Consider the following 25,287-nt stretch of genomic DNA (forward strand, 5'->3'; position numbering starts at 1 on the left):
AAGGTTAGCCCATGCAAAAGAAATACATTGTCCGCTTAAGCGATGAAGAGCGTCAGCTCCTTGAAGAAACCATCAAGAAACTCCGTGGCAGTGGACAAAGAGTCCGCCGTGCACAGATTTTGCTGAAAGCTGATGTAGAAGGAGCCAACTGGACAGACCGTCAGATAGCTGAAGCCTTCAACTGCCGGACAAAGACCGTTGAAAATATTCGCCAACAGTTGGTGCAGCACGGTTTTCAGCAGGCATTGGACGGCAAGCGACGTGAACACCCACCCATCCCAACAATACTGGATGGCGAACAAGAGGCGAAGATTATCGCGTTGCGCTTAGGTTCGCCGCCAGCGGGTTATGCCAACTGGTCATTGCGCCTGCTCACCCGCCACGTGATTGAATTGGCGATCGTGGAGTCGGTTAGCCACGAAACCCTACGGAAGATGCTAAAAAAAACGGTATGACCTCGCGCAAGCTCCAATATTGGGTTATCCCACCGGACAGTGATGCCGAGTTTGTGGCTAATATGGAGGAAGTGCTTGAAACCTATGCGAAACCCTATGATGCCCAGCATCCGGTGATTTGCATGGATGAGCAACCCGTGCAGCTCACCAAAGAAACCCGTCAACCGATTGCAGCGACCCAAATCCATCCCCGTCGGGTGGATTACGAATACGAACGGGCGGGTACAGCCAGCATCTTTATGTTCACCGAACCGCTATCGGGTTGGCGCGAAGCCCATGCCCGACCACGCCGGACGAAAGTGGACTGGGCGATTGAAGTTGCCGAGCTGCTGGAAGGGCGTTACGCGGAGTGTGACAAAATCACCTTGGTTAGCGACAACCTTAACACCCACACCAAGGGTGCATTTTATGAAGCCTTTGAACCGGAACGGGCGCGGGCATTGGTACGTCGGATTGAGTTCTGCCATACCCCTAAACATGGCAGTTGGCTCAACATCGCTGAAAATGAATTGAGTTCCATGACGCGCCAGTGTGTATCAGGTCGCCGTATTGGCGATATTGAAACCTTACAGAAAGAAATTGCAGCATGGTCTACCGACGTGAATAGCCAGCAGCGTGGGGTGGATTGGCAGATGAACATCAGCGATGCACGCTGTAAACTCAAATCCATTTATCCCAAATCTAAGGAATGACGATGCACTAGGTTCACGCAGCGCGAAAAACAAAAACAAGTTGTAAGCCGCCAACGCCAACATCGCCCCGTAAATAGTGGCATAGAGGCGATAGCTTTGTTTGCTGCGCTCCAACATCGCATCCGCTGTCACCAATTCCACCGGCAAGCGAAACGCGGAATCGCCATTGGTTGCTCGCACGTAGATTTGCAAAGGCATGGCTTGGGGGAGTGCCAGCGACCAGGCAGGGCGGCGGTAGTCGGTCACGGGGGCGGCGTATTGTGCGGTTACTTCCTGCCCTTCGGACAGCAGATAGAAGTCGTATGCATCCTCCAGTAATGCATCAGATAAGGCGTACCATTTTAAGCTGGATTGGTTGACCAGATTAAAACGTACCCAGTATGCGGAATGGGTTCTGCCGAAGCTGGGGGCATTCTGGGTGGTGTGCGCAATAAACTGTTCGTTAAACGCCGCTGATGTAATCTGTTGCAGGGTTAGTTGCCGTGATGGGTCTTCCAAAACTGCCATAAAGGGCGCGGCGGAAACCGTGTCTTGGCTATCCGTGAGGATTAATGTTGAGGTGTCAGCCGCCACTACATGGCTGAGAAAAAACAGCAACAAGCCCGCCAACCAAGACAATGGCGTGGCGTGTTTCATCAATGGCTACGGTTAATCGCAAACCACGCGAGTGATTCCAGCGCCTGTCGATAGTCACTATCTGGCAGGCATTGCAGGCTGGCAATCGCACTTTCCGTTTCACCCTTGGCGCGTTCCAGCGTGTAATCAATCGCCTTGGTGTTGGTAATCGCCTGCATAATGGCATCAATTTGATCCAACCCACCTTGCTCAATCGCACTGCGGAGGATGGTAGCCGTCGCCGCATCGCTGCGCTGTATCGCAATAATCAGCGGCAACGTCGGCTTGCCTTCGGCTAAATCATCGCCCACATTTTTGCCCATTTCATCGGCATCAGCGGTGTAATCCAGCACGTCATCGACCAATTGGAACGCTGTGCCCAAGTGCATTCCGTATTTCGCCATCGCTTGTTCGTGTTCCGCACTCAAGCCCGTCAGCACTGCGCCCAACTGACACGCTGCTTCAAACAGTTTCGCGGTTTTGGAGTGAATCACTTCCATGTAACGTTCTTCGGACGTATCGGGATCGTGGCAGTTGAGCAATTGCAAGACTTCGCCTTCCGCAATCACGTTGGTGGTGGTGGATAAGATTTCCATCACCCGCATACTGCCCACATCCACCATCATTTCAAACGAGCGTGAATACAGGAAATCGCCCACCAACACAGCGGCTTGATTGCCCCACACATTGTTGGCGGTTTCCTTGCCACGGCGCATGTCGGATTCATCCACCACGTCGTCATGCAGCAGCGTCGCGGTGTGGATAAATTCCACAATCGCGGCAATATCGACATGCCGTTCCCCCTGATACCCACAGGCGCGAGCGACCAGTAACGCCAGCAATGGGCGCAAGCGTTTACCCCCACTGCCGATAATGTAATGGCTGAGTTGGTTGATAAGCACGACATCGGAATGCAGGCGACGCTGAATGAGAGCATTGACTGCCTGCATGTCGGTATCGGCAAGTTGGCGAATTGTATTGAAATCCATGATTATGCAGGCTGCGGTAAAGCACCGAATGCTAGGAAGCCCCCCCCGTTATGTCAAGCGATACGCGCAACTCCTTGAAATATTTTATTTCCCGTTTGACCTGAAGGTGCGTAAACGGTATAATCCTGCGGCTCTTTAACAGGACATTTTTTGGAGAATCGAATCATGTATGCGGTCATCGTAACCGGCGGTAAACAGTACCGCGTCGCTTTAGGCGACAGCATCTTTGTTGAAAAACTGGATGCAGTAGAAGGCGCAGACATTGATTTCGATAATGTCCTGATGGTCGGGGAAGGTGATACCGTGCAAATCGGTGCACCTTACGTTGCAGGCGCGAAAGTAACTGCAAACGTTGTGGCCCAGACTCGCGGCGTCAAAGTGCGGATCATGAAATTCCGCCGCCGTAAGCACCATCAGAAATGTACTGGTCACCGCCAGTACCTGACACAAATCGAAATCACTGGCATTTCAGCAGCGTAAGGGGAGACAGCAATGGCACATAAGAAAGCAGGCGGTAGTACCCGCAACGGTCGCGACTCAGAATCGAAACGCCTTGGCGTTAAGCGCTTTGGTGGTCAATTCGTTCTGGCCGGTAACATTCTGGTTCGCCAGCGTGGTACACGCTTCCACGCTGGTGACAACGTAGGTCTTGGTAAAGACCATACCTTGTTCGCCAAGGCAGACGGCATCGTGGTTTTCAAGCAAAAAGGCGCTGAAAACCGTAAGTTTGTAAGCATTCAACCTGTTGAAGGTTGCTCAGCTTAAAAACTTCCGTCTTAGGACGATTTGCGTAAAAGCCCCGCCTGTCGGGGCTTTTCGCGTATATGGGCAGGATTGCCCAAGAGTAGAAACACTATGCAGTTTGTTGATGAAGTAGTAATCCGCGTGAAAGCGGGTGATGGTGGCAATGGATGCGTGAGCTTCCGCCGCGAAAAGTACATTGAATTCGGTGGCCCCAACGGTGGCGATGGTGGCGATGGTGGCGATGTGTATCTGGTTGCCGAGCGCAACTTAAATACACTGATTGACTTCCGCCACCAGCGTTATTACGAAGCGCAGCGCGGTGAAAACGGCGCAGGCAATAATATGACCGGCAGGCGTGGCGATGATCAAGAGATCAGCGTTCCGGTTGGCACAGTCGCTTACGACGAAGAAACCGGCGAGATGATCGGCGATTTGATCGAACCCGGTCAACGCTTGCTGGTGGCAAAAGGCGGTTGGCATGGCTTGGGTAATTTGCGTTACAAAAGCTCGGTCAACCGTGCGCCGCGTCAATCGAAACCGGGGACGGTGGGCGAATTGCGCGTGTTGCGCATGGAGCTGAAGCTGCTGGCCGATGTGGGTTTGCTGGGTTTGCCGAATGCGGGAAAATCGACGTTGATTAGCGCGGTATCGTCGGCACGTCCAAAAGTCGCCGATTACCCGTTCACGACCTTGTACCCGAATTTGGGCGTGGTCAGTGTTGGCGTGACGCAAAGTTTCGTGATGGCGGATATTCCCGGTTTGATCGAAGGGGCTGCGGAAGGCGCGGGTCTTGGTATTCAGTTCCTGCGGCATTTATCGCGTACCAGTTTATTGCTGCACGTGGTAGACGTAGCACCGATGGCGGAGGAAAATGAGCCAGTGCGGGCGGTGCGTACCATCGAAGGCGAGTTGGAGCAATACAGCGAAGAGCTGGCGAATTACCCGCGTTGGTTGGTGCTGAACAAAATCGACATTTTGCCGCCGGAAGAACGTGCGACTCGTTGTCAGGAAATTGTGGATGCACTCGGTTGGACAGGGCGTGTTTTCCAAATTTCCGCCGCCACCAGTGCAGGCACGCAAGACCTGTGTTTCCACATTATGCAGTATTTGGACGAACATGCAGACCACTCGAACTGAATTCATGCCCAAGACCCAGCGTTGGGTCGTCAAGATTGGCAGCGCCCTGCTCACCCGTGATGGTGAAGGCTTGGATCGCGAAGCACTGGCAGATTGGGCGGGGCAAATGGCTCGCCTGCATCAGTCCGGTGTGGAGATCGTGTTGGTGTCTTCGGGGGCGGTCGCGGAAGGCATGAGTCGCATGGGTTGGAAAACCAAGCCCAAAGCCTTGTTTGAAAAGCAGGCGGCGGCAGCGATTGGGCAAATGAGCCTGATTCATGCCTACGAAATGGTTTTCCAGCAACACGGTTTCCACGCCGCGCAAGTGTTGCTCACCCATGATGACCTCGCCAATCGCCGCCGTTACCTTAATGCGCGTAGCACCCTGACCACTTTGATTGACCTCAAGGTGATTCCGGTGATCAATGAGAATGACACGGTGGCGTTTGAGGAAATTCGCCTCGGTGATAACGACACGTTGGGCGCAATGGTCGCGAATCTGGTGGAGGCGGATGTGTTGGTGATTCTCACCGATCAATCCGGCTTGTTTGACAAAGACCCGCGTAAGTTTGCGGATGCGCAGATGATTGTTGAGGGGCGTGCCAATAACCCCGATTACGTGGAATTTGCGGGCGGGGCGGGCACGCTGATTGGCAGCGGCGGAATGCGTACCAAGGTTATTGCTGCGCAACGGGCAGCGCGTTCGGGCTGTGCGACGGTGATTGCTTCTGGGCGTGAACCGCTGGTGTTGGAGCGTTTACGCACAGGTGAGTTGTTAGGCACGCTGTTATTGCCGGATGCTGCACCGATTGCAGCACGCAAACAGTGGATTGCGGGGCAATTGGCAGCCAAAGGCACGTTATGGCTTGATGCTGGCGCAGCAGAAGCCGTTCTCAAAACGGGAAAAAGCTTGTTGCCCGTGGGGGTAACACGGGTCGAAGGCGTGTTTGACCGGGGTGAGGTGGTGAGTTGTGTCACTGATGACGGGCGCTTGATTGCCAAGGGATTGGTGAATTATTCGAGTGAAGAAGCGAACCGGATTAAACGTCAGCCGAGCAAATCCATTGAGCAAGTACTAGGCTATGTGGATGCGCTGGAGCTGATCCACCGTGATAATTTGGTCTTGTTATAGTGAAAAGCTTGCTTTAGTCGGATTTTATTGTGGTGTGCGTGGTCGGTGGGATATGTTCTGGCAGCGTGGTATACAAAGGGAGTTAATGATGGATAGCGAGCGTTACAATATTCAAGTGTCGGTGGAGTCTCATTTCATCGAAAAAGAATCGAACCCAGAACAGTCGCGTTACGTGTTTGCGTACACCGTGACGATGGTGAATCAAGGCAGTATTCCTGCCAAATTGTTGACCCGGCACTGGGTGATTTCGGATGCCGAAGGCCGTACTCAAGAAGTGCGCGGTGAGGGTGTTGTCGGCGAGCAACCTTACTTGCAACCGGGCGAGGGGTTTCGTTACACCAGCGGCACCATTTTGGATACGCCACTGGGTGTGATGCAGGGTGCTTATCAAATGGTAGCCGATGATGGTGAACATTTTGACGCAGTTATTGCCCCGTTTCGTTTAGTGGATCCGCGCGTTTTGCATTAAATCTTCTCGATATTACCACTCGTCACACCCCGCTAGACACGCCTGAAAACAGCGGGGTATAGTGAAATAGATTTCTCCTATAGTGTCTATAAAAACAAAAAGTGGTAACAATGAAAACCCCAAGCAAATCAAACCAAGTCAGTGGTCTGGTTGTGCTGTCTGTACTATGCGGTGCAGCGGTACACAGTGAGTCGGCTGAGGCGGCTGTTTACACTTACGTCGATAAAGATGGCACACGTTGGCTAACCAATACGCCCAAAAAAGGCAATAAATATAAATTAGTTGCCAAATACGGTGCGCCACAAAAAAAATCACCTAAATCATCGGCTTTGCCAAAAGTTGCCAATTACTCGGCTAATACGCCAGTGCCGGTTAGCATGGGAAGTTCCAGAGGGCATTGTGGGGCGCAAAACGCTGCGCAATTAGAACGTAAAATGTTGCCCCATCTGGATTCTATCCGCACTCATGCGCGTGCTTACGGTGTGGATGAAAATCTGGTGATTGCGCTGATGAAGCAAGAATCCTGCTTTAATCCCGGTGCGCGTTCACGGGTGGGGGCAATGGGTTTAATGCAATTGATGCCCGGCACGGCGGATATGATGGGCGTCGCTAACGCTTGGGACCCGCATCAGAATATCCAAGGTGGCGTGAAATATTTGGCTGAACAGTTGCGCACCTTCAACGGAAATGTGGCGTTGGCATTAGCGGCTTATAATGCAGGCCCCGGAGCGGTGCATAAGCACAAAGGCATTCCGCCGTATAAAGAAACGCAGAATTATGTGGCGAAAATCATGCGTGATTACCGGGGGGCGCAGGCATACCCGGTTCAGCAAGCGCAGGCAGCCCCACAAGCGGTGGGTTATCAGCGTAATGCGCGTGTACCGTCAGGTATTTCGCGTGGGCAAGGTTGGGCGAAACCGGTGCAAGATTTCACGGTTTTCAGAGGTTTATCCTAACGCGGTAAGCGTGCGGCTTCTTTTTGCATCGCAGTAGGCTGCACAGACTGGCAACAATGAAACGTGAAGTGTATGCTTTGACGTTTGATTTTGACCTGTGGAGATGAGCGATGTCGATGTCTGACCGCGATGGCCTGATCTGGCTGGACGGCGAAATGGTGCCTTGGCGCGAAGCCAAAACCCACGTCTTAACCCATACCCTGCACTATGGCATGGGCGTTTTTGAAGGCGTGCGAGCGTATAAGACTGACCAAGGCACGGCAATTTTCCGCTTGCAAGATCACACCAATCGCCTGTTTAATTCCGCAAAAATCATGCGGATGCCGATGCCTTACAGCAAAGAGCAACTCAACGACGCGCAACGTGCCGCCGTGCGTGACAATAATCTGGATTCCGCCTACATCCGCCCCATGTGTTTCTACGGGTCGGAAGGCATGGGCTTACGTGCCGATAATCTGGAAACCCACGCAATGGTGGCGGCGTGGACATGGGGTTCTTACCTCGGCGCGGAAAACATGGAAAAAGGTATCCGCATCAAGACCTCTTCCTTCAACCGCCATCACGTCAATGTCACCATGTGCAAGGCGAAAGCCAACGGTAACTACATGAATTCCATGCTGGCGTTGCGTGAAGCCTTGGATGACGGTTATGACGAAGCCTTGTTGCTGGACGTGGACGGTTTTGTGTCTGAAGGCAGCGCGGAAAACTTCTTTTTGATCAAAGAAGGTGTCCTGTACACCCCTGAACTGACGGCGGCATTGGATGGCATTACCCGTAAAACCGTGATCACACTGGCGCAGGATCTGGGCTTTGAAGTCCGCGAAAAGCGCATTACCCGTGACGAAGTGTATGTAGCAGATGAAGCGTTCTTCACTGGGACAGCAGCGGAAGTTACCCCGATTCGTGAACTGGATCGTCGCGCGATTGGTTCAGGCACACGCGGCCCGATTACCGCGCAATTGCAATCCTTGTACTTGGATATTGTGCACGGTCGTTCTGACAAATACCGCGACTGGCTGACCCTTGTTTAACCGATTGCGTTGGAGGTTGTATGTCTGCACCGAGCATTGCTGATTACAAACGTTTGAATGACACCCGCGAAGTGGTGGTGAAGCGTCAGGATTTACCCTTGAGTTGCCCCACCGATGCTACCGCGCTGTGGTGTTCGCACCCGCGTGTGTCATTGGCGATTGATGCTAGTGCGGATAAAACGGCGCGTTGCCCGTATTGCAGCACGCTTTACCGTTTGATCGACTAAACGCAATGGCGTTTTCCCCCCAACGTTGCCTGATCGTCGGCCCTTCGTGGGTCGGCGATATGGTGATGGCACAAAGCCTGTTCATGGCACTTAAACAGCGTTTCCCCGATTTGCAAATTGATGTGCTTGCACCCGCGTGGAGCAAGCCGATTTTGGCGGCAATGCCCGAAGTCCGCGCGGCCATTGAAATGCCGTTGCAGCATGGCGAATTGGCATTGGGCAAGCGTTACCAATTGGGCAAACGTTTGCGGGCGAATGCGTATGATTGGGCAATTGTGTTGCCGCGTTCGCTGAAAGCCGCACTCGTGCCGTTTTGGGCAAATATTCCGGTGCGCACGGGGTTTAAGGGGGAAATGCGTTACGGCTTGCTGAACGATATTCGTCCGCTGGACAAAGCCGTGCTGACCATGACGGTGCAGCGCTTTGTGGCGTTGGGGTTGCCGAAGGATGCCTCGTTGCCGCCGGAAATTCAGCCGCCGCGATTGGTGGTGGAAGGAACCTCCTCTTCATCTCCAACTTCTTCCACGCTTGCTCTCTGCCCCGGCGCAGAATACGGCGCTGCCAAACGCTGGCCTGCCGACTATTACGCCGAAGTCGCCCAGCATTACATCGCCCAAGGCGGTCAAGTGATCCTACTCGGTTCCGCCAAAGATGCCACCGTCACCGCGCAAATCGCCGCCGCTGTAAATTCCCCCGCTTGCCAAGACCTTGCAGGCAAAACCAGTATTCAGGAAGTGTTGGTATTACTCGCGCAAGCTGATCAGGTGGTCAGCAATGACTCTGGCTTGATGCACGTCGCTGCCGCACTCGGCACACCCGTGATTGCGGTGTATGGCTCTTCTGACCCCACCTATACCCCGCCGTTGAGTGACAAAGCGCAAATTCTCTACCTTGGCTTGCCTTGTAGCCCATGCTTCAAACGCGAATGCCCGCTGGGGCATCTGGATTGCCTGAAAAAGATTACCCCGCAACAGGTCATTTCCTTGCTATAACATCCTTGCTATAAATCAAAAAAAGCTCGCTGCCGCCGTGTTATGCTGCTTTGCACAAATTAATGCTTTGAGGACTGGCGTAATGGATGTTGAACAACTTGCAATCCGTGATTATCTGGCGAAATGCCCCCCGTTAACTGAACTTCCTATCGCCGAGCTGGAAGTGCTTGCGCAAGCCATTGTGATTCAGCGTGTGCCTCAAGGTGATGATGTATTGACCATCGGCGCAGACAATACTGTCGCGTTCCTAATCCGCGCTGGGGCTGTGGATGTATTGCTGGAAAGCGGCGATTGGTACGGGCGTTTCGGCGATGGCGATTGGGTCGGCTACCGTTCGGTGATGCGCGGCGGCAAGGTCAGCATGACGGTGCGGGCGATTGAAGACACCTTGCTGTATGCTGTGCCGGGTGAGTTGTTTTTGTCCTTACTGGAACGCTTTGAGCGGGTACGTCACTATTTTGCCGAGCGCAAGCCCGAACGTTTACGCAATGCACTTCAGGAAATCCGTGGCAGTGACGGCTTAGCACTGGTTGCCATGCATGTGCGCGATTTGATGAAGTTGCCGATGTTGGTGGGTAAGAGCGATAGTATTCAGCAAGTTGCCCAGCAAATGAACGAATTTGATACCCAAACCGTGATGGTGACGGGCGATGACGGCGGTTTATGCGGCATCGTCACTGACGTGGATTTCCGCAAGCGCGTGGTGGCAGAAGGGCGCAGCGTGAATGCGCCGATTGCGGACATTATGACCTTGAACCCGCTGACGTTGACTCCTCGTGATCAGGCTTCCGAAGCCTTATTGCTGATGTCACGGCGTAATATTCGCCACTTGCCGGTGGTGGATAATGGCGATGTAGTCGGCGTCGTCTCTGCCAGCGATTTATTGCGCACCCAAAGCAATAGCGCCGTGTATTTGGTCGGGGATATTTTCGCTGCCAAAGATGTGGCACGCTTGGCAGAACTCAGCAAAAACTTGCCGCAAATGTTAGTGAGCTTGGTGAAACAAAGCCTGCCTGCCAACGATATTGGGCAGTCCGTCACCGCTGTTGGGCAAGCGATTGCGCGGCGTTTATTGGTGATGGCAGAAGAAAAATTCGGCGCACCACCCGTGCCGTATGCCTTCATTGTAGCGGGTTCGATGGCGCGGCGTGAACAGACTGCGCATTCTGATCAAGATAATGGCATGATTGTGTCGGATGACTACAACGAAGCGCAACACGGCGAGTATTTCCGGCAGATAGCGAAATACGTGAGCGACGGTTTGGATGCGTGCGGCTACATTTACTGCCCCGGTAATGTGATGGCGACCAATGACCAGTGGCGGCAACCGTTGGCGGTGTGGCGTGGCTATTTTGAGACATGGATCAATAAGCCAGAACCGATGGCGTTGATGTATGCCAGCATTTTCTTCGACCTGCGCTGCTTGCACGGGGATGCCAGTTTGCTAACCCGTTTGCAGGAAGAAATCCTCAGCAAAACCAAAGCCAGCACCCTGTTCCAAGCGTTTATGGCAGGCAATGCCTTGAGCCACAAACCGCCGATTGGTTTCTTCCGTGGTTTCGTGCTCGATAAAGACAGTAAAGATAGCAGTGCCGAAAAAGGCATGGACATGAAGAAGCGCGGCGTTGTACCTGTGATCGACATGGCACGCTTGTATAGTTTGGCGGCGGGGCTTACGCCGATCAATACCTGGGAACGGTTGGAAGCGATTGCGGAAGCGGGGACGATCACCCGTTCTACCGTGGAAGATGTGCGCGATGCCTTCGAGTTCATCAGCATGGTGCGCTTGCAGCATCAAGCCAAGCAAATCGAAAATGGGCAAAAACCCAATAATCACATGCCGCCCGAAGAGTTGTCGGCGTTGGAGCGTCGCCATTTGAAAGATGCGTTTGAGGTGATTTCTACCATGCAAGACAGCATGGCGACCCGCTATCAGGCGGATAAGTTTAGATAAATACGAAGAAACCGCTGGAGGAGAGCCGCTGGTGTGTTACATGCCCACCTGACTGAGTTTGCTTGCCCTGCGCTGACGGTGGCAGGCAACGACACGATTCGCACGGTGGCTGCCCGCATGACGCAGGTGGCAAGCCGTGCTGCGCTGGTGTTGGACGCATCTGGCAACTTGCAAGGCGTGGTCACGGATATGGATTTGCGCACACGGGCGTTGGCTGCCGGGCTTGATCCGGCAACCCCGGTGGGCGAGATCATGACGCATCAACCGTTGGTGGTGGCGGCTTCGGAAACCGCATCTGATGCGCTGCTGCTGATGGCGCGGCGCAATATCCGCCATATTCTGGTGCGGCTGGCGGATGGCAGCTTTGGGATTGTGTCGGCGTTCGACCTGTTGCGGCAATACGATTACAACGCAGCTTGGCTGATTGGCGACATCCACGTCGCTGCGGATGTGGCAACCTTGTCACGCCTCAGCCAGCATTTGCCGCCTGCCTTGGTGCGCATGGTGCAAAACGGCACGCCTGCCCGCGATATTGCACATTCTCTCAGTCTGGTCGGGCAGGAAATCGTGCATCGCCTGCTGACTCTCGCGGAAAACCGTTTTGGCGCACCGCCCATTCCCTACGCTTTTATCGTTGCCGGTTCGATGGGGCGGCATGAGCAAACCATCCACACCGATCAAGATAACGCGATGATTCTGGATGATAGTTTCGTGGCGGAACTGCACGACGGCTATTTCCAGCAAGTGGCGCACTTTGTCAGTGACGGGCTGGCGGCGTGTGGGTATGTGTATTGCCCTGGCAATATCATGGCAAGCAATCCGCAATGGCGGCAACCGCTGCATGTTTGGCGCGAGTATTTCCGCCAGTGGATTGATACCCCCGAACCGCAAGCTTTGGTGAATGCCACTATCTTTTTCGACCTGCGCTGCACCTATGGGGATGATGGTCTGTGGCTGAGGTTGCGTGATGATTTGTTGGGGCGTACTCGTGCCAGCAGCCTGTTTCAACGCTTGCTGGTAGACAATGCGCAAACGTTTCAGCCGCCGCTGAACTTTTGGGGTGGGCTTGTCAGTGAGCGCAATACGGTGGGCGAAAAAATCATCGACTTGAAAAAACGCGGGGTTGTGCCAGTGATTGATTTGGCGCGGGTGTATGCACTGGCACACGGTTTGCCGCCCGTGAATACGGTGGAACGTTTGCAAGCCTTGGCAGAGGCGGGGGCGTTGAACCGTGCTGATGTGGGGGAATTGTTGGAAGCGTTGGAAGTGATTAGTCGCTTGCGTTTGCAGCATCAGGCACGGCAGGTGCTCGCGGGGGTGAAGCCAGATAATGCGTTACCACTGGCGAGTTTGTCGGCGTTGGAGCGTAATCATTTGAAGGGTGCTTGTAAGGTGGTGGCGCGGTTGCAGCAGGGAATGTTTCGGGCGTATCGGAGTGGGGGGTGATTGTTGATAGATTTGGTAGTGTATCTGTCTTGAACTGGGATTTTTAGGATTCGTGGGATTTTAGGATTAAGAGAAGATGTCTGTGGGTGTCCATCCTGCTAATCCTTATATCTTGAAAATCCTAGTTCAAGATGAAAAATGGAGTCGCTAACGCCCAAAAATATTGTAAAATGGCGTTACGAACTCCATTTTACGGTGATACGGATGTACAACCGACTGTTTACCCCGCCCAACAACAAGAGTTTTTTCCTGTTCGGGCCACGCGGCACGGGCAAAACCACTTGGCTGAAAACGCATTTTAAGGATGCTATCTATCTGGATTTCCTGCGCCCAGCGTTATACCAACGCCTGCTGGGGTCGGAAAACCGGCTGGAGGAATACATTCCGTCCGATTACAGCGGTTGGGTGGTGTTGGATGAAGTGCAGAAAATTCCCAATCTGTTGGATGAAGTCCACCGCTTGATTGAGGAACGTAAGGATCTGTACTTTGTGCTGACGGGTTCGAGCGCCCGCAAATTGCGCCGCAGCAATGTCAATCTGCTGGCGGGGCGAGCTTTGCAATACCACTTTTTCCCGCTGACCGTGCAGGAAGTGGGCAATGATTTCGTGCTGGAGCGAGCCTTGCGCTACGGGATGCTGCCCTCGGTATTCAGCGAAGAAAATCCTAAACACTACTTGCAAGCCTATCTCCAAACCTATTTGGAACAGGAGGTGCAGCAAGAAGGCTTGACCCGCAATATCGGCGCATTCAGCCGCTTTCTGGAGATTGCCAGCTTTTCCCAAGGCGAATCGCTGAACATCACCGAAGTGGCTCGCGAAGCCAATATCAACCGTAAGGTGGCGGAAAACTATTTCACCATCCTCGAAGATTTGCTGATTGCCTACCGCCTGCCGGTCTTCAGCAAACGTGCCAAACGCAAGCTGACCCAGCACCGCAAGTTTTACCTGTTCGACACCGGCATTTACTACCAGGTGCGCCCCAAAGGGGTGTTGGATAGCCCGGAAGAACTGGAAGGGGTGTGTTTGGAATCGTTGGTGTTGCAGGAAATTCGCGCCATGAATGCCTACCGTGACTGGGGTTATGACTTGTCGTTTTGGCGCACGGCGACGGGGATTGAGGTGGATATTATCTGTTACGGTGAAAACGGGTTTTATGCGCTTGAGATTAAGCGTACCCGGCAGGTTTCCAGCAAACACTTGAGCGGGCTGAAAAGTTTCCGTGAGGATTATCCGCAAGTTACGCCGTATCTGCTCTATGGCGGTGATGACGTGTTGGAGGTGGACGGGATTAAGGTGATTCCGGTTGTTACGTTTTTGAAGGGGATAGCGCAATACCTGATGCCGGAAAATATAACCAAGACGGATTTGTAGGAATAATCGGAAAAAATCCGATTACCCTCACAAATCTGGCTATACGCTCCGCCTGATCAAGAGAATGTTGCCTTCGACTCCACTCAGGCAACGGCACGTCCGCTGGCTGAGCGGAGTCGAAGCCAGGTTCAGGCAATCACTCCAGTTCCTTCAATCGCCTTCTCATATCATCCGGCCAATCTTGCTGGGAAGCGTTCAACAAGCCTGCTTTTTCCAGTGGCTCCAATACCAGCAGTGCCGCTTTGACGTGTTTTCGCGCTTCCTCCTTATCGCCTTTTTCAAGCGCAATAGTCATCAGCTTTTGATGTGAAATCACCAAATCCGCCTGCCAACCGGCATTGCTGGGGTCGTTGTCCGCCAGCGTTTGGCGGATGTTCATGCTTTTCTCAAACACGGCTTTGGCGTCGTCGAGCTTGCCCTGCGCTTTGAGGATGTCGCCGATCCTCTCAAGGCTGACGGAGAGGTCGCGTTGCCATCCGGCATTGCTGGGGTCGTTGTCCGCCAGCGTTTGGGCAATAGCCAAATCTTTCTCAAACACGGCTTTGGCGTCGTCGAGCTTGCCCTGCGCTTTGAGGATGTCGCCGATCCTCTCAAGGCTGACGGAGAGGTCGCGTTGCCATCCGGCATTGCTGGGGTCGTTGTCCGCCAGCGTTTGGCGGATGTTCATGCTTTTCTCAAACACGGCTTTGGCGTCGTCGAGCTTGCCCTGCGCGGTGAGGATGTCGCCGATCTTGTTAAGGCTGACGGAGAGGTCGCGTTGCCATCCGGCATTGCTGGGGTCGTTGTCCGCTAGCGTTTGGGCAATGTCACGGCTTTTCTCAAACACGGCTTTGGCGTCGTCGAGCTTGCCCTGCGCGGTGAGGATGTCGCCGATCTTGATAAGGCTGACGGAGAGGCCGCGTTGCCATCCGGCATTGCTGGGGTCGTTGTCCGCCAGCGTTTGGCGGATGTTCATGCTTTTCTCAAACACGGCTTTGGCGTCGTCGAGCTTGCCCTGCGCTGTGAGGATGTCGCCGATCTTTTCTAGGCTGACGGAGAGGTCGCGTTGCCATCCGGCATTGCTGGGGTCGTTGTCCGCCAGCGTTTGGAAAATGTTCTGGCTTTTCTCAAACACGGCTTTGGCGTCGTCGAGCTTGCCCTGCGCTGTGAGGATGTCGCCGATCTTTTCTAGGCTGACGGAGAGGTCGCGTTGCCATTCGGTATTGCTGGGGTCGTTGTCCGCGAGGGTTTGGAAAATGTTCTGGCTTTTCTCAAACACGGCTTTGGCGTCGTCGAGCTTGCCCTGCGCGGTGAGGATGTTGCCGATCTTGTTAAGGCTGACGGAGAGGTCGCGTTGCCAGTCGGTATTGCTGGAGTCGTTGTCGGCACGTTGCTGGAAGGATTGGCTGGCTTCGCGGTACAGCTTTTCGGCTTCCGGTAGCTTGCCTTGGGCTGCCAGTGTGTCGGCTTGCTGATAAAGACCAACAGCGCGTTGGCGTTCCAGATCATCGCCTTGGACGCTATCGCCGAGGTTGTTGTAATAAGCCGTTACCCGTGACTGGATGTCCTGCATGATGTCGAGCCGCCCGATGGGTTTGAGCTTGTCGCGCAGGTCGAAGTTGATGAAGCTGATCAGAGTGTTGGCTTCGTTGAGGGCTTGGGCGGTTTGTTGCTGTTCGTGTTCGGCGCGTTGTTCGGCAGCCCGCGCACTGATGGCTTGCCACACCGCAATGGCGGCAACCACGCTCAGGGTGGCGATGAATCCGATCAGGCGGTTGCGTTGCCCCTTACGCCGCCGCTCTTCGGCTTGATGGCTGTGCTGGATGTAGGCGCGTTCGTCCGCGCTCAAGCCGGAGCGGTTGGCAAACAGCCATTCCCGCGCCCTTTCCAGCGCAATGCCCTGCAACAGCCCCTTGTCTTTGTGCGTGTCGGGCAGGTGTTGCCACTCGCGCAGGCTGTGTTCGAGTTGTTGCTTGCCGAGCAGGAAGTCGTGTTCTTCGCGCAGCCAGCCGTTGAGCAGTTGCCAGTGGCGCAACAGGGCTTCGTGCGCCACTTCCACCCGCTTGATGCCGTTGGCACTGCGTTGTACCAGCAGGCGGGCGTTGGTGAGTTTGTCCAGTAGCGGGTGGGCAGTGGCAGGCAGGGCTTCCCAATCCGCCGCTTGGCGCACGTAGTCGCCCGCGTCATTGACCCGCACCAGATGCGGGATGAAGGCATCACGCAAGGCTTGCTGTGCTGCCTCATTCAAACGGTCGGGCTGAATGGCAGCACTGGCTTTGTGCTGCACGGCATTTTCCAGCGGGTTGAGGTGCTCAGAACCGAGGCGGTGGTATTCGTCCAGCGTCAGGTCGCCATCCGCGCCAAAGCGTTCGTACAGTTCGCGTAAGGCAAACGCCAGCAGCGGCAATGCGTCAGCGGTCGCCGCATCGCGGGTGGCAGCAGTCACCAAACCGTCTTCGACCGTCAACCCCACCACCCCCGCCGGGCCACGGATCAGGTCGCTAACCCGCTCCAGCGGCAAGGGGTCAAGTGCGAACAGGCTGGTTTCTAGTGCGCCCGTTTCACTCACGTGGGCTTGCAAAGCTGCCAGATAGTCGCTGCGCATTGCCATTAGGGTCAGCAGCGGCAGTTTTGCCTGTTGCGCCGCCAGCAAAAGCTGAAACAGAGCTTGGGTTTGTGGCGGTTCTGCGGTGGTGAACAATTCTTCGGCTTGGTCAATGCTCAGTAGCAGCGTGGCATCCCATTGAGCATTCGGGGTGCGCAATTGCTCAAGGTAATCACGCAGGGCAGGCAATGCCTGTTCACCCTGCAATTGGGCGTAAAGCTCGGCGGCGTGTTGCGGTGTGCCGTTAGCGGTTGCCAGCACTTGCGCCAGTTTGCGCAGCGGTTCGCGTTCCGGGCGCAAGGCTTCCAGTACCAGCCAGTGGCGGGTATCGCGGCGCAAACGCGGCAATAACCCGGCTTTCAGCAATGAGGATTTGCCCGCACCGGAAGCCGCCAGCATCAGCAACACACTGGCATTGCCGAGGGTGCGGTGCTGGTTGAGACGTTCGCGCAACTGGTTGGTTTCGTGGTCACGCCCGAAAAATACCGGCGCATCTTCGGCCTCAAACGCCAGCATACCGGGGTACGGCGGGCGGGTTTTGTCCCAGTCAAAGCGTTGCTGAAGGGTGAGGGTCAGTTCGGTAAGCTGGGCGTGCAAGCGTTGCAGCGCATCATCACGGTGTTTTGTCAGGTCAAGGTGCTGGAGATCTGCCGCCACCGTGGTCTGCAAACCGGATTGGATGCGCAGCGGGAAAATGGTTTTGCCCAATGCCCGCGCCTGCATGAATTCAAACCCGCACCACTGCGAAGCCAGCCAATGCTCACTCAGCAGGCAAATGAGCGCGTGGGAACGCTGGATTTCACGGTACAGCACTTTTTCCCACTCGCTGCCCGCCGCAATGCCATGCCGTGCGTCAGAATCGAGGAACAGCGATTCAAAGCCGTGGCTTTTCAGCCAATGCATGAGCTGTACGGCTTCCAGCTTGTCTTTGCTGGAATGGCTGATGAAGATTTTTGCCACAAGCAAGCTCTTGTGTGGTTGGGGGATGGCTTTTTTATAGCCGTAACGGGCTGTGAAGTCCAGTAAGTTGCTAGAATCCGCTACACTGACAAGACAGTCATCTGACGGAAAGAAACAGCATGAAAATCCCCTACGGCGAAAGCAATTTCAAAAAAGTCATCACGGGTGGTTATGTCTACATCGACAAGACTGACTACATTGCCAAACTCGAAACAACGGGCAGCTATCATTTCCTGTTGCGCCCGCGCCGCTTTGGGAAAAGCCTTTTTGTGTCAACGCTGTGGCACTATTACGATGTCGCGCACCAGCATGAATTTGAAGCACTATTTGGCAAGCTCCACATTGGGCAATACCCCACACCACTGAAAAACAGCTACCAAGTGCTGTTCATGGATTTCAGTGGGATTGATACCGATGGTGGTCACGATGCCATTTTGCAGCGTTTCACCAGCAAGGTGGAAATGCATTTGCAAACTTACCTGCGCCGTTATGCTTACCCGGATAGCTACATTCAGGCACTGCGTGAAAAGGTTTCTCCTGCGGATAAGATGCAGCAATTCACGGAGCTGCTTGGGGAGCAAAAAATCCTGCTGCTGATCGACGAATACGACCATTTCGCCAACACCCTGCTGGCGGAAGACCTCTCATTATTCCAAAGCATCATGGGTAAGGGTGGTTTCGTGCGCAGCTTCTACGAAGTGCTGAAAAGTGCCACCATGACGGGGGTGCTGGACAGGCTGTTCGTCACCGGGGTGACACCGTTGATGTTGGATAGCCTCACCAGCGGTTTCAATATTGCGGAAAACCTGTCCATTCACGCCGGTTTCAATGCGGCGATGGGCTTCACCCACGTAGAAACGCAAGGTCTACTGCAACCATTAGCCGATCAATGTGGTTTGGAAACGGATACCTTGATGGCGGATGTTACGGATTGGTACAACGGCTACCGTTTCCATGCTGATGCCAAGGAAACGGTATTCAATTCAGACATGGTGCTGTATTTCGCCAAGCATTTTGATCGCGACAACTGCAACTACCCCAAACGGATGCTGGATGAGAATATTGCCTCCGATTATCGCAAAATCATGGCGCTGTTCCAGATTGGCAATCGCGAAGCCAACTACCAAGTGCTGGATGATCTGATCAATATTGGCGACGTATTAGCAGTACAGCAACGCAAGTTTGAACTGGATAAACACTTCGACCGCAACGATTTCATCAGCTTGCTGGCATACATGGGCTTTGTCACGATCAGTGGCGAAACCATGACCCAGACCCGTTTTGCTATTCCCAACCACGTCATCCGTGAACTGTATTTCCAGTATTTCAAGGTGGAATTGGAACAGCGCAACCAACTAACGCTACCCAACCAAACGCTGGCGGCTGCCATTGAAACGCTGGCGTTGCAAGGGGATTTGCAACCGTTGGCAGTGGAAATGCAACGGGTGTTGCAAGGGCTTTCCAACCGAGATTTGATCAAGTTAGATGAAAAGCACATTAAAACCCTGCTATTAACGCTGCTTTACCAATTTCCGATTTATTTCATCCATAGCGAACGCGAAATGGACAAGAAGTACCCCGACGTATTGTTACTGGAACGTAGCCCGTTTGCCGTCAAACACCAGCATTTGATTGAGCTGAAATACGCTAAGAAGGGTGACGGTGCAGCAGGTTGGGAGGCCAAAAAGCAGGAGGGTATTGCACAGGTGCAAGGTTATCTGCAATTGCCTACGATTGCCGCTTTGCCCAAGCTCAGCGCGTGGTTGATGTTGACCGATAGTGAGAAAGTTGAAGTAATCAGGTTTTGAACTGTTCGTTAAGGAGAAACTTCCATGCTAAAAGGCATCAAACCCCAACGCCTATTCGCCCTCTTCATGGCAGGCGTTGCCCTATTCAATTTTCCGCTACTAGCGTTATGGGATCACGACGTGCAAGTCTGGGGTATCCCCCTTTTCCCACTAGGATTATTCAGCGTATGGCTGATCCTAATCGCTGCCCTCGCATGGATTATGGAAACCGGTGAGGATTAATTCATGCTAACCCCCATCTTAGTCATCGGTGTCACATTCGCCTATTTACTGACCCTCTTCGCCGTGGCCTATCTCGGCGATAAACGCGCCGAAGCGGGGCGTTCGATCATTGCCAGCCCGTGGGTGTATGCGCTGTCGATGGCGGTGTATTGCACGGCGTGGACATATTTTGGCAGTGTGGGGCGAGCCGCGAGTGCGGGGGTGTGGTTTCTGCCGATTTATTTGGGGCCGATGTTGGCGATGATCTTGGCGTGGGTGGTGGTGCGTAAAATGATTCGCATCGCGAAAACCTACCGGATTACCTCGATTGCAGACTTTGTGGCGAGTCGTTACGGCAAAAGCCCGTTGCTGGCAGGTTTGGTGACGTTGATTACGGTGGTGGGCATTGTGCCGTACATCGCGCTGCAATTGAAGGCGATTGCCAGCGGCTATGCGGTGTTGACCTTGCCGTTGGGCGAAACATTGCACGCTCCGGCGCAGTGGTGGGAAGACAGTACCTTGTACCTAGCGTTGGCGTTGGCGGGTTTCATTATCCTGTTTGGGACGCGCCATTTGGATAGCAGCGAACGCCACGAGGGTATGGTGGCGGCGATTGCGTTTGAGTCGGTGGTGAAATTGCTGGCATTTTTGCTGGTGGGGCTATTTGTCACTTACGGCATGTTTAATGGCATGGGCGATATTTTTAGTCAAGCCTTGGCAAACGCTGACCTGAAGCCGTTGTTGGCGTTGGATCAGGGTAAGCCGTTTGCGTATTCGCAGTGGTTTGCGTTGACGTTGCTGGCGATGTTGTCGGTGGTGTTTTTGCCGCGCCAATTTCAGGTGATGGTGGTGGAAAATGTGGATGAACGCCATTTGCGCCGTGCGGTGTGGGTGTTTCCGCTGTATTTATTGCTGATCAATCTGTTTGTGTTGCCGATTGCATTGGGCGGCTTGCTGTACTTTGGGGTGGGGACGGTGAACCCGGAAACGTTTGTGCTTTCCTTGCCGTTGTCACAGGGGGTTGGTTGGCTGGCGTTGGTGGCGTTTGTCGGTGGCGTGTCGGCGGCAACGGGCATGGTGATTGTGGAAGCCATCGCGGTATCGACGATGGTGTGCAATGACTTGGTAATGCCGTTGTTATTGCGCACGCGGCGTTTTGGGGAACGTTCCGGCGGGGATTTGACGGGGTTGATTTTGGGCATCCGCCGTGTGGCGATTATTCTGATTTTGTTGCTGGGGTATTTGTATTTTCATCTGGCGGGCGAAGCCTATGCGCTGGTGAGTATCGGGCTGATTAGCTTTGCGGCGGTGGCGCAGTTTGCTCCGGCAGTGTTGGGCGGAATGTATTGGAAAGGCGGGACGCGCAATGGCGCATTGGCGGGTTTATTGCTGGGTTTTGTGTTGTGGGTGTATACCTTAATGTTGCCCTCCTTAGCCAAATCCGGTTGGGTATCGACGGACTTTTTGCAGCAAGGGCCGTGGGGCATTGCGTGGCTGAAACCGGAAGCGTTTTTGGGGCTGAGTGGCTTGGATTACCTGACGCATTCGCTGTTTTGGAGCTTGTTTGCGAACGTGACGGCGTATGTGTGGGTATCGTTGTGGCAACGTCCAGCGGCGCGTGAAGCCAGCCAAGCCTTGCTGTTTGTGGATGTGTTTCATCGTACCAACACCACGCATCCGGTGTTTTGGCAGGGGCAGGCGAAAGTCACTGATTTATTGCATTTGATGGGGCGTTTTTTGGGCGAAACCCGTGCGGAACAATTATTCACCCAGTATGCGCAACAAGTGGGTGTGCATGACATAGGGCAAATACCCGCTGATGCGAAGCTGGTACACTTCGTGGAGACGCAGTTAACCGGCGCGATTGGCAGCGCGTCGGCACGGGTGATGGTGGCTTCGGTGGTGGAAGAGGAGGCGCTGGAGTTGGATGATGTGATGCGGATTTTGGAGGAAGCTTCCGAGTTGCGGATCGCGCTCGAAAAGCTCAAAAGTCTGGATCATTTGAAGGATGATTTTATGTCATCCGTTACCCATGAATTGCGCACCCCGCTGACTTCGATCCGTGCGCTTTCCGAGATGATGCAGGATGACCCGGAAATGGAAGTGGAGCAACGCCAGCAATTCCTTGGGATTGTGGTGGCGGAAACCGAACGCCTCAGCCGCTTGGTGAATCAAGTGCTGGATATGGCGAAGATTGAAGCAGGTCATGCCGAATGGCACAACAGCGATGTGGACATGCGTGACGTGGTGCAACAAGCGGTGAATAGCGTGGCGGGGACGTGCCGCGAACGCCAGATTGCCTTGTATACCGAATTGCCAGCGAGTGTTGCGCTGTTGCGGGCGGATGCGGATCGTTTGGTGCAAGTGGTGCTGAATCTGCTGTCGAATGCGCTGAAATTTGTGCCGGTGTCGCAGGGTGAAATTGTGGTGCGTTTGCTAGATGCACCTGCGGGTGTCACGGTGACGGTGGCGGATAATGGGGTTGGCATTGCCCCGGATAAACACGCACTGGTGTTTGAAAAATTTAGGCAAGTGGATAATGAAGCGGGTTCGGTGCAAGGCACGGGGCTGGGTTTGCCGATTAGCCGCCAGATTGTGGAGCATTTTGGTGGGCGCATGTGGCTGGAGTCGGAGGAAGGCAAAGGCGCGTGTTTCGGCTTTTTCTTGCCGAGGTAAAGACTGGAGAGAGGAGCATAACATGACAAAAACCGTACTGATTGCGGACGATGAGCCGAATATTTTGATTTCGCTCGAATATTTGATGAAGCGCGAAGGCTATCGCGTGGTCGTTGCGCACGATGGGCAGGAGGCGTGTGAGTTGATTGAGCGCGAACACCCCGATCTGGTGTTGCTGGATGTGATGATGCCGAAAAAAACCGGCTTTGATGTTTGCCATGAAATCCGTGCCAATGAGACGTTTAAGGCGATGCCGATTGTGTTGCTGACCGCGAAAGGGCGCGATACCGATGTCGCTAAAGGTCTGGCGATGGGGGCGAATGATTACATGACCAAACCGTTTTCCACCAAGGAATTGGCGCAAAAAGTGCGTGACTTGTTGGGGGCGCAAGCATGAGGCGTTTTGATAAACGGGTTGCGCTCGGCATTGCGCTGATTGGGTTGATTTGCTTGCTGTGGTTGGGGGCAACGGGCGGTTTGATCTGGTCAACCTTGGATGACGCGGGGCGCACCATTCTCAAAAATACGCTGGGCGAGCGCATTATGCTGCTGCTGTTGATGTGGGCAGTGTCGTTGATTGCGGTGGGTTCGGCATTACGTTTCTTGGTGTCGTATTTTATGACGGCTCCGGCACGCTTGGCGGAAGAGGCGCAGGTATTGCTGGGAACGGATGTGAAGCGTCAGCTTGTGCCGACGGGCAGTATTGAAAACCGGCGCTTGGCGGATTTGTTTAACCAATTGGTGCAACAGCGCGAAGCCTTGCGCGATGAAATGGATGCGCGGGTGCAAGAGGCGGCACGCAATACCGAACAGGAAAAAAACCGTCTGGCGGCGTTGATGTCGGAACTGACTAAAAGCGTGGTGGTGTGCAATCTGGATGGGCGGATTTTACTGTACAACAATCGAGCGCGGATGCAGTTTAGGGCGTTGTCGCAAGCGCCCGGTGTGGCGGGTGGCGGCGAATTGATTGGCTTGGGGCGGTCGGTTTACGGCGTGTTTGACCGCAAATTGGTGATGCACGCGCTGGAAAATATCCAGCACCGTTTGCAACGCGGTGCATCTGCACCTTCCGCGCAGTTTATTACCACGACGCAAACGGGGCAGTTATTGCGGGCGCAAATGGCTCCGGTACGTTCGGTGCAAACAGTGGCGGGTGAGCCGGTACAAATGACGGGTTTTGTGCTAATGCTCGATAATATTACCCGCGAATTTGAGGCGCAATCTCGCCAAGATCATATTTTGCATACACTGACGGAACGTAGCCGTGCCGCGCTGGGTAATATGCAGGCGGCGCTGGATATTCTGGAATACCCCGATGTAGAGCCAGACATGCGCGAGCGCTTGCTGACGGTATTGCGCGAGGAAACCGAAGGCTTGGGAACGCGCTTGCGTGAACTCAAGTCGTCGGCGTTGGATAGCACGGTGTTGCGCTGGCCGCTGGAAGACATGCTGGGCGCGGATTTGGTGGCAGCCGCGATTCGCCGTATCGAAGCCTTGGGTGGGTTGTCTGTAGTGGCGACCGAGATTGATGATTCTTTGTGGCTGAAGGTGGAAAGTTTTTCGTTGTTGCAAGCCTTGTCGTATTTGGCGGAACGTTTGCGCCAAGAATGCGTGATTAATACGGTGCAATTGCGCTTGAGCATGGGAACGGGTCGAGCGCAATTGGATTTGTGCTGGACACCGAGTGCCGCGAAGTTGACCGATAAAGTCGTGCCGGGGTGGGAACATGATCCGATGCGTTCGGGGGGCGAAGATACCTCGCTGACGATTCAGGATGTGGTGGAACGCCACGGCGGGGCGTTCTGGTTTGAACGCGAAGCGGAGACGGGTACGGTATTTTTCCGCTTCTTATTGCCGTTGGCAGCGCCGCAGGAACAGTTGGAAACCAGCAGCGTGGTGCGCAATGAAAGCCGCCCGGAATACTACGACTTCGACTTGTTCCAAGCCTCGGCGCAATCGCGTTCCTTGGAAGACAGTAAGTTGAGCGAATTGTCGTTCACGGTATTTGATACCGAAACCACGGGGCTAGACCCAGCGAATGGCGATGAAATCATTCAGATTGCGGCAGTGCGCATTGTGAATGGCAAGCTGTTGCGCCATGAAAACTTTGATCAATTGGTTGACCCGAAGCGCAATATTCCAGCGATTACGATTCCGATTCATGGGATTACGCCGGAAATGGTGCGCGGGCAGCCAACGATTGACAAGGTGTTACCGGCGTTTCATCAGTTTGCGCAAGACACGGTGTTGGTGGCACACAATGCGGCGTTTGATATGCGCTGTTTGCAGGTGAAGGAAAAAGTCACGGGGATGGTGTTTGATCATCCGGTGATGGATACCTTGCTGTTGTCGGCGGTGGTGCATCCGAATCAGGAATCACATCGCTTGGAGGCGATTACCGAGCGCTTTAATATCAATATTTTGGGGCGGCATACCGCGCTGGGGGATGCGATGGCAACGGCGGAAGTGTTTATGCGCTTGATTCCATTGCTGGCTGAAATGGGGATTTATACGCTGGGGCAGGCGCGGGAAGCGGCGCAGAAGACGTATTATGCGCGGTTGAAATATTAGGGTTGACCTTGGCTTGGATTCAGCTTAGCTTATCTGATTAATCAAATTTTAGAGCGAAACCAAGATGGCACGTATTACGGTTGAAGATTGCCTACAGCATGTTGATAACAATTTTGCACTGGTATTGAAGGCGGCAAAACGCGCCCGTGACATTTCCCACGGTGCACAACCGCTGGTGGCAGATGAAGGCGATAAGCCGACTGTCATTGCCCTGCGCGAAATTGCGGAAGGCTTGCTGGTGCAGAAACCGGTGGTGATTGCCACTGCCGCAATCGACGATTAAGACGGATAAAGAATA

22 protein-coding genes and 1 pseudogene are annotated in these 25,287 nt (G+C 54.0%); 20 read left to right on the forward strand and 3 right to left on the reverse strand.

Annotated elements, in window-relative coordinates; genetic code table 11:
- The first annotated feature begins 11 nt into the window (after positions 1-11).
- Both HMY34_RS10565 and HMY34_RS20190 read left to right on the forward strand, forming a co-directional pair.
- Positions 12-455 (forward strand): helix-turn-helix domain-containing protein, encoded by a 444-nt coding sequence (locus HMY34_RS10565; protein ID WP_202715459.1) that lies wholly within the window; start codon positions 12-14, stop codon positions 453-455.
- The gene (locus HMY34_RS20190; RefSeq protein WP_202715967.1) at positions 452-1,147 is read left to right on the forward strand and encodes an IS630 family transposase; all 696 of its coding nucleotides are present in this window, start codon (positions 452-454) and stop codon (positions 1,145-1,147) included. The genes HMY34_RS10565 and HMY34_RS20190 overlap by 4 nt, the downstream gene beginning before the upstream one ends.
- Positions 1,148-1,288: 141 nt before the next feature.
- Here HMY34_RS20190 and HMY34_RS20480 read toward each other — a convergent pair.
- Both HMY34_RS20480 and ispB read right to left on the reverse strand, forming a co-directional pair.
- Positions 1,289-1,783 (reverse strand): annotated as a pseudogene (locus HMY34_RS20480) (7TMR-DISMED2 domain-containing protein); the annotation flags it as partial.
- On the reverse strand, positions 1,783-2,751 hold the full coding sequence (gene ispB / locus HMY34_RS10575) for an octaprenyl diphosphate synthase (protein ID WP_202715461.1): 969 nt from the start codon (positions 2,749-2,751) through the stop codon (positions 1,783-1,785). The pseudogene HMY34_RS20480 and the gene ispB, both read right to left, overlap by 1 nt.
- A 165-nt stretch (positions 2,752-2,916) precedes the next feature.
- Between ispB and rplU the strand changes: the two genes are divergently transcribed.
- The 12 genes from rplU to HMY34_RS10635 all read left to right on the forward strand — a co-directional run bounded on the left by rplU (position 2,917) and on the right by HMY34_RS10635 (position 14,189).
- Entirely contained in the window at positions 2,917-3,231 is a 315-nt protein-coding gene (gene rplU / locus HMY34_RS10580) for a 50S ribosomal protein L21 (protein WP_202715462.1), read from the forward strand.
- Positions 3,232-3,243: 12 nt separating this feature from the next.
- On the forward strand, positions 3,244-3,516 hold the full coding sequence (gene rpmA, locus HMY34_RS10585) for a 50S ribosomal protein L27 (RefSeq protein WP_202715463.1): 273 nt from the start codon (positions 3,244-3,246) through the stop codon (positions 3,514-3,516).
- Between the two features lie 90 nt (positions 3,517-3,606).
- Entirely contained in the window at positions 3,607-4,632 is a 1,026-nt protein-coding gene (gene cgtA / locus HMY34_RS10590; RefSeq protein WP_202715464.1) for an Obg family GTPase CgtA, read from the forward strand.
- A 4-nt stretch (positions 4,633-4,636) separates the two neighbouring features.
- Entirely contained in the window at positions 4,637-5,743 is a 1,107-nt protein-coding gene (proB, locus tag HMY34_RS10595) for a glutamate 5-kinase (RefSeq protein ID WP_407701830.1), read from the forward strand.
- An 85-nt stretch (positions 5,744-5,828) separates the two neighbouring features.
- Positions 5,829-6,212, forward strand: a complete 384-nt coding sequence (apaG, locus tag HMY34_RS10600) for a Co2+/Mg2+ efflux facilitator ApaG/CorD (RefSeq protein ID WP_443080396.1) — start codon at positions 5,829-5,831, stop codon at positions 6,210-6,212.
- A gap of 110 nt (positions 6,213-6,322) precedes the next feature.
- Positions 6,323-7,168 carry a lytic transglycosylase domain-containing protein gene (locus HMY34_RS20485; protein ID WP_202715466.1) on the forward strand — a complete coding sequence of 282 codons (846 nt, stop codon included), beginning with the start codon at positions 6,323-6,325 and terminating at the stop codon, positions 7,166-7,168.
- A gap of 110 nt (positions 7,169-7,278) precedes the next feature.
- Positions 7,279-8,199, forward strand: coding sequence for a branched-chain amino acid transaminase (locus HMY34_RS10610; protein WP_202715467.1), 921 nt, complete (start codon positions 7,279-7,281; stop codon positions 8,197-8,199).
- 20 nt (positions 8,200-8,219) lie between these two features.
- Positions 8,220-8,426, forward strand: a complete 207-nt coding sequence (locus HMY34_RS10615; protein WP_202715468.1) for a zinc-finger domain-containing protein — start codon at positions 8,220-8,222, stop codon at positions 8,424-8,426.
- Positions 8,427-8,431: 5 nt separating this feature from the next.
- Positions 8,432-9,418, forward strand: a complete 987-nt coding sequence (gene waaF, locus HMY34_RS10620) for a lipopolysaccharide heptosyltransferase II (protein ID WP_202715469.1) — start codon at positions 8,432-8,434, stop codon at positions 9,416-9,418.
- A gap of 82 nt (positions 9,419-9,500) precedes the next feature.
- On the forward strand, positions 9,501-11,372 hold the full coding sequence (locus tag HMY34_RS10625; RefSeq protein ID WP_202715470.1) for a DUF294 nucleotidyltransferase-like domain-containing protein: 1,872 nt from the start codon (positions 9,501-9,503) through the stop codon (positions 11,370-11,372).
- 33 nt (positions 11,373-11,405) lie between these two features.
- The gene (locus HMY34_RS10630) at positions 11,406-12,818 is read left to right on the forward strand and encodes a DUF294 nucleotidyltransferase-like domain-containing protein (RefSeq protein WP_202715471.1); all 1,413 of its coding nucleotides are present in this window, start codon (positions 11,406-11,408) and stop codon (positions 12,816-12,818) included.
- 138 nt (positions 12,819-12,956) lie between these two features.
- Complete coding sequence (locus HMY34_RS10635) at positions 12,957-14,189, forward strand: ATP-binding protein (RefSeq protein WP_228287824.1); 1,233 nt, start codon at positions 12,957-12,959, stop codon at positions 14,187-14,189.
- A 136-nt stretch (positions 14,190-14,325) separates the two neighbouring features.
- On the opposite strand, the gene HMY34_RS10640 is transcribed toward HMY34_RS10635, so the two are convergent.
- Positions 14,326-17,733 (reverse strand): nSTAND1 domain-containing NTPase, encoded by a 3,408-nt coding sequence (locus HMY34_RS10640; protein ID WP_202715472.1) that lies wholly within the window; start codon positions 17,731-17,733, stop codon positions 14,326-14,328.
- 119 nt (positions 17,734-17,852) lie between these two features.
- Between HMY34_RS10640 and HMY34_RS10645 the strand changes: the two genes are divergently transcribed.
- From HMY34_RS10645 to rpoZ, 6 genes are all read left to right on the forward strand, one after another.
- Positions 17,853-19,541 carry an AAA family ATPase gene (locus HMY34_RS10645; RefSeq protein ID WP_202715473.1) on the forward strand — a complete coding sequence of 563 codons (1,689 nt, stop codon included), beginning with the start codon at positions 17,853-17,855 and terminating at the stop codon, positions 19,539-19,541.
- A gap of 24 nt (positions 19,542-19,565) precedes the next feature.
- Positions 19,566-19,763, forward strand: a complete 198-nt coding sequence (locus HMY34_RS10650) for a hypothetical protein (protein ID WP_202715474.1) — start codon at positions 19,566-19,568, stop codon at positions 19,761-19,763.
- Between the two features lie 3 nt (positions 19,764-19,766).
- Positions 19,767-22,418 carry a sensor histidine kinase gene (locus tag HMY34_RS10655; RefSeq protein WP_202715475.1) on the forward strand — a complete coding sequence of 884 codons (2,652 nt, stop codon included), beginning with the start codon at positions 19,767-19,769 and terminating at the stop codon, positions 22,416-22,418.
- A 22-nt stretch (positions 22,419-22,440) separates the two neighbouring features.
- Complete coding sequence (locus tag HMY34_RS10660; protein WP_202715476.1) at positions 22,441-22,815, forward strand: response regulator transcription factor; 375 nt, start codon at positions 22,441-22,443, stop codon at positions 22,813-22,815.
- On the forward strand, positions 22,812-24,989 hold the full coding sequence (locus HMY34_RS10665) for an exonuclease domain-containing protein (protein ID WP_202715477.1): 2,178 nt from the start codon (positions 22,812-22,814) through the stop codon (positions 24,987-24,989). Before HMY34_RS10660 ends, HMY34_RS10665 begins: the two co-directional genes overlap by 4 nt.
- A 64-nt stretch (positions 24,990-25,053) precedes the next feature.
- Complete coding sequence (gene rpoZ, locus HMY34_RS10670) at positions 25,054-25,272, forward strand: DNA-directed RNA polymerase subunit omega (RefSeq protein ID WP_202715478.1); 219 nt, start codon at positions 25,054-25,056, stop codon at positions 25,270-25,272.
- Positions 25,273-25,287 lie beyond the last annotated feature (15 nt).

The organism is Thiothrix subterranea (assembly GCF_016772315.1).
In the GTDB taxonomy this organism is placed as follows: Bacteria; Pseudomonadota; Gammaproteobacteria; order Thiotrichales; family Thiotrichaceae; genus Thiothrix; species Thiothrix subterranea.

Coding starts and splice junctions, on each gene's coding strand:
- waaF (WP_202715469.1), top strand. CDS start 8,432: ATGGCGTTTTCCCCCCAACGTTGCCTGATCGTCGGCCCTTCGTGGGTC.
- HMY34_RS10635 (WP_228287824.1), top strand. CDS start 12,957: ATGGAGTCGCTAACGCCCAAAAATATTGTAAAATGGCGTTACGAACTC.
- rpmA (WP_202715463.1), top strand. CDS start 3,244: ATGGCACATAAGAAAGCAGGCGGTAGTACCCGCAACGGTCGCGACTCA.
- HMY34_RS10565 (WP_202715459.1), top strand. CDS start 12: ATGCAAAAGAAATACATTGTCCGCTTAAGCGATGAAGAGCGTCAGCTC.
- apaG (WP_443080396.1), top strand. CDS start 5,829: ATGATGGATAGCGAGCGTTACAATATTCAAGTGTCGGTGGAGTCTCAT.
- HMY34_RS20485 (WP_202715466.1), top strand. CDS start 6,323: ATGAAAACCCCAAGCAAATCAAACCAAGTCAGTGGTCTGGTTGTGCTG.
- rplU (WP_202715462.1), top strand. CDS start 2,917: ATGTATGCGGTCATCGTAACCGGCGGTAAACAGTACCGCGTCGCTTTA.
- HMY34_RS10615 (WP_202715468.1), top strand. CDS start 8,220: ATGTCTGCACCGAGCATTGCTGATTACAAACGTTTGAATGACACCCGC.
- HMY34_RS10660 (WP_202715476.1), top strand. CDS start 22,441: ATGACAAAAACCGTACTGATTGCGGACGATGAGCCGAATATTTTGATT.
- rpoZ (WP_202715478.1), top strand. CDS start 25,054: ATGGCACGTATTACGGTTGAAGATTGCCTACAGCATGTTGATAACAAT.
- ispB (WP_202715461.1), bottom strand. CDS start 2,751: ATGGATTTCAATACAATTCGCCAACTTGCCGATACCGACATGCAGGCA.
- HMY34_RS10625 (WP_202715470.1), top strand. CDS start 9,501: ATGGATGTTGAACAACTTGCAATCCGTGATTATCTGGCGAAATGCCCC.
- cgtA (WP_202715464.1), top strand. CDS start 3,607: ATGCAGTTTGTTGATGAAGTAGTAATCCGCGTGAAAGCGGGTGATGGT.
- HMY34_RS20190 (WP_202715967.1), top strand. CDS start 452: ATGACCTCGCGCAAGCTCCAATATTGGGTTATCCCACCGGACAGTGAT.
- HMY34_RS10665 (WP_202715477.1), top strand. CDS start 22,812: ATGAGGCGTTTTGATAAACGGGTTGCGCTCGGCATTGCGCTGATTGGG.
- proB (WP_407701830.1), top strand. CDS start 4,637: ATGCCCAAGACCCAGCGTTGGGTCGTCAAGATTGGCAGCGCCCTGCTC.
- HMY34_RS10655 (WP_202715475.1), top strand. CDS start 19,767: ATGCTAACCCCCATCTTAGTCATCGGTGTCACATTCGCCTATTTACTG.
- HMY34_RS10610 (WP_202715467.1), top strand. CDS start 7,279: ATGTCGATGTCTGACCGCGATGGCCTGATCTGGCTGGACGGCGAAATG.
- HMY34_RS10650 (WP_202715474.1), top strand. CDS start 19,566: ATGCTAAAAGGCATCAAACCCCAACGCCTATTCGCCCTCTTCATGGCA.
- HMY34_RS10645 (WP_202715473.1), top strand. CDS start 17,853: ATGAAAATCCCCTACGGCGAAAGCAATTTCAAAAAAGTCATCACGGGT.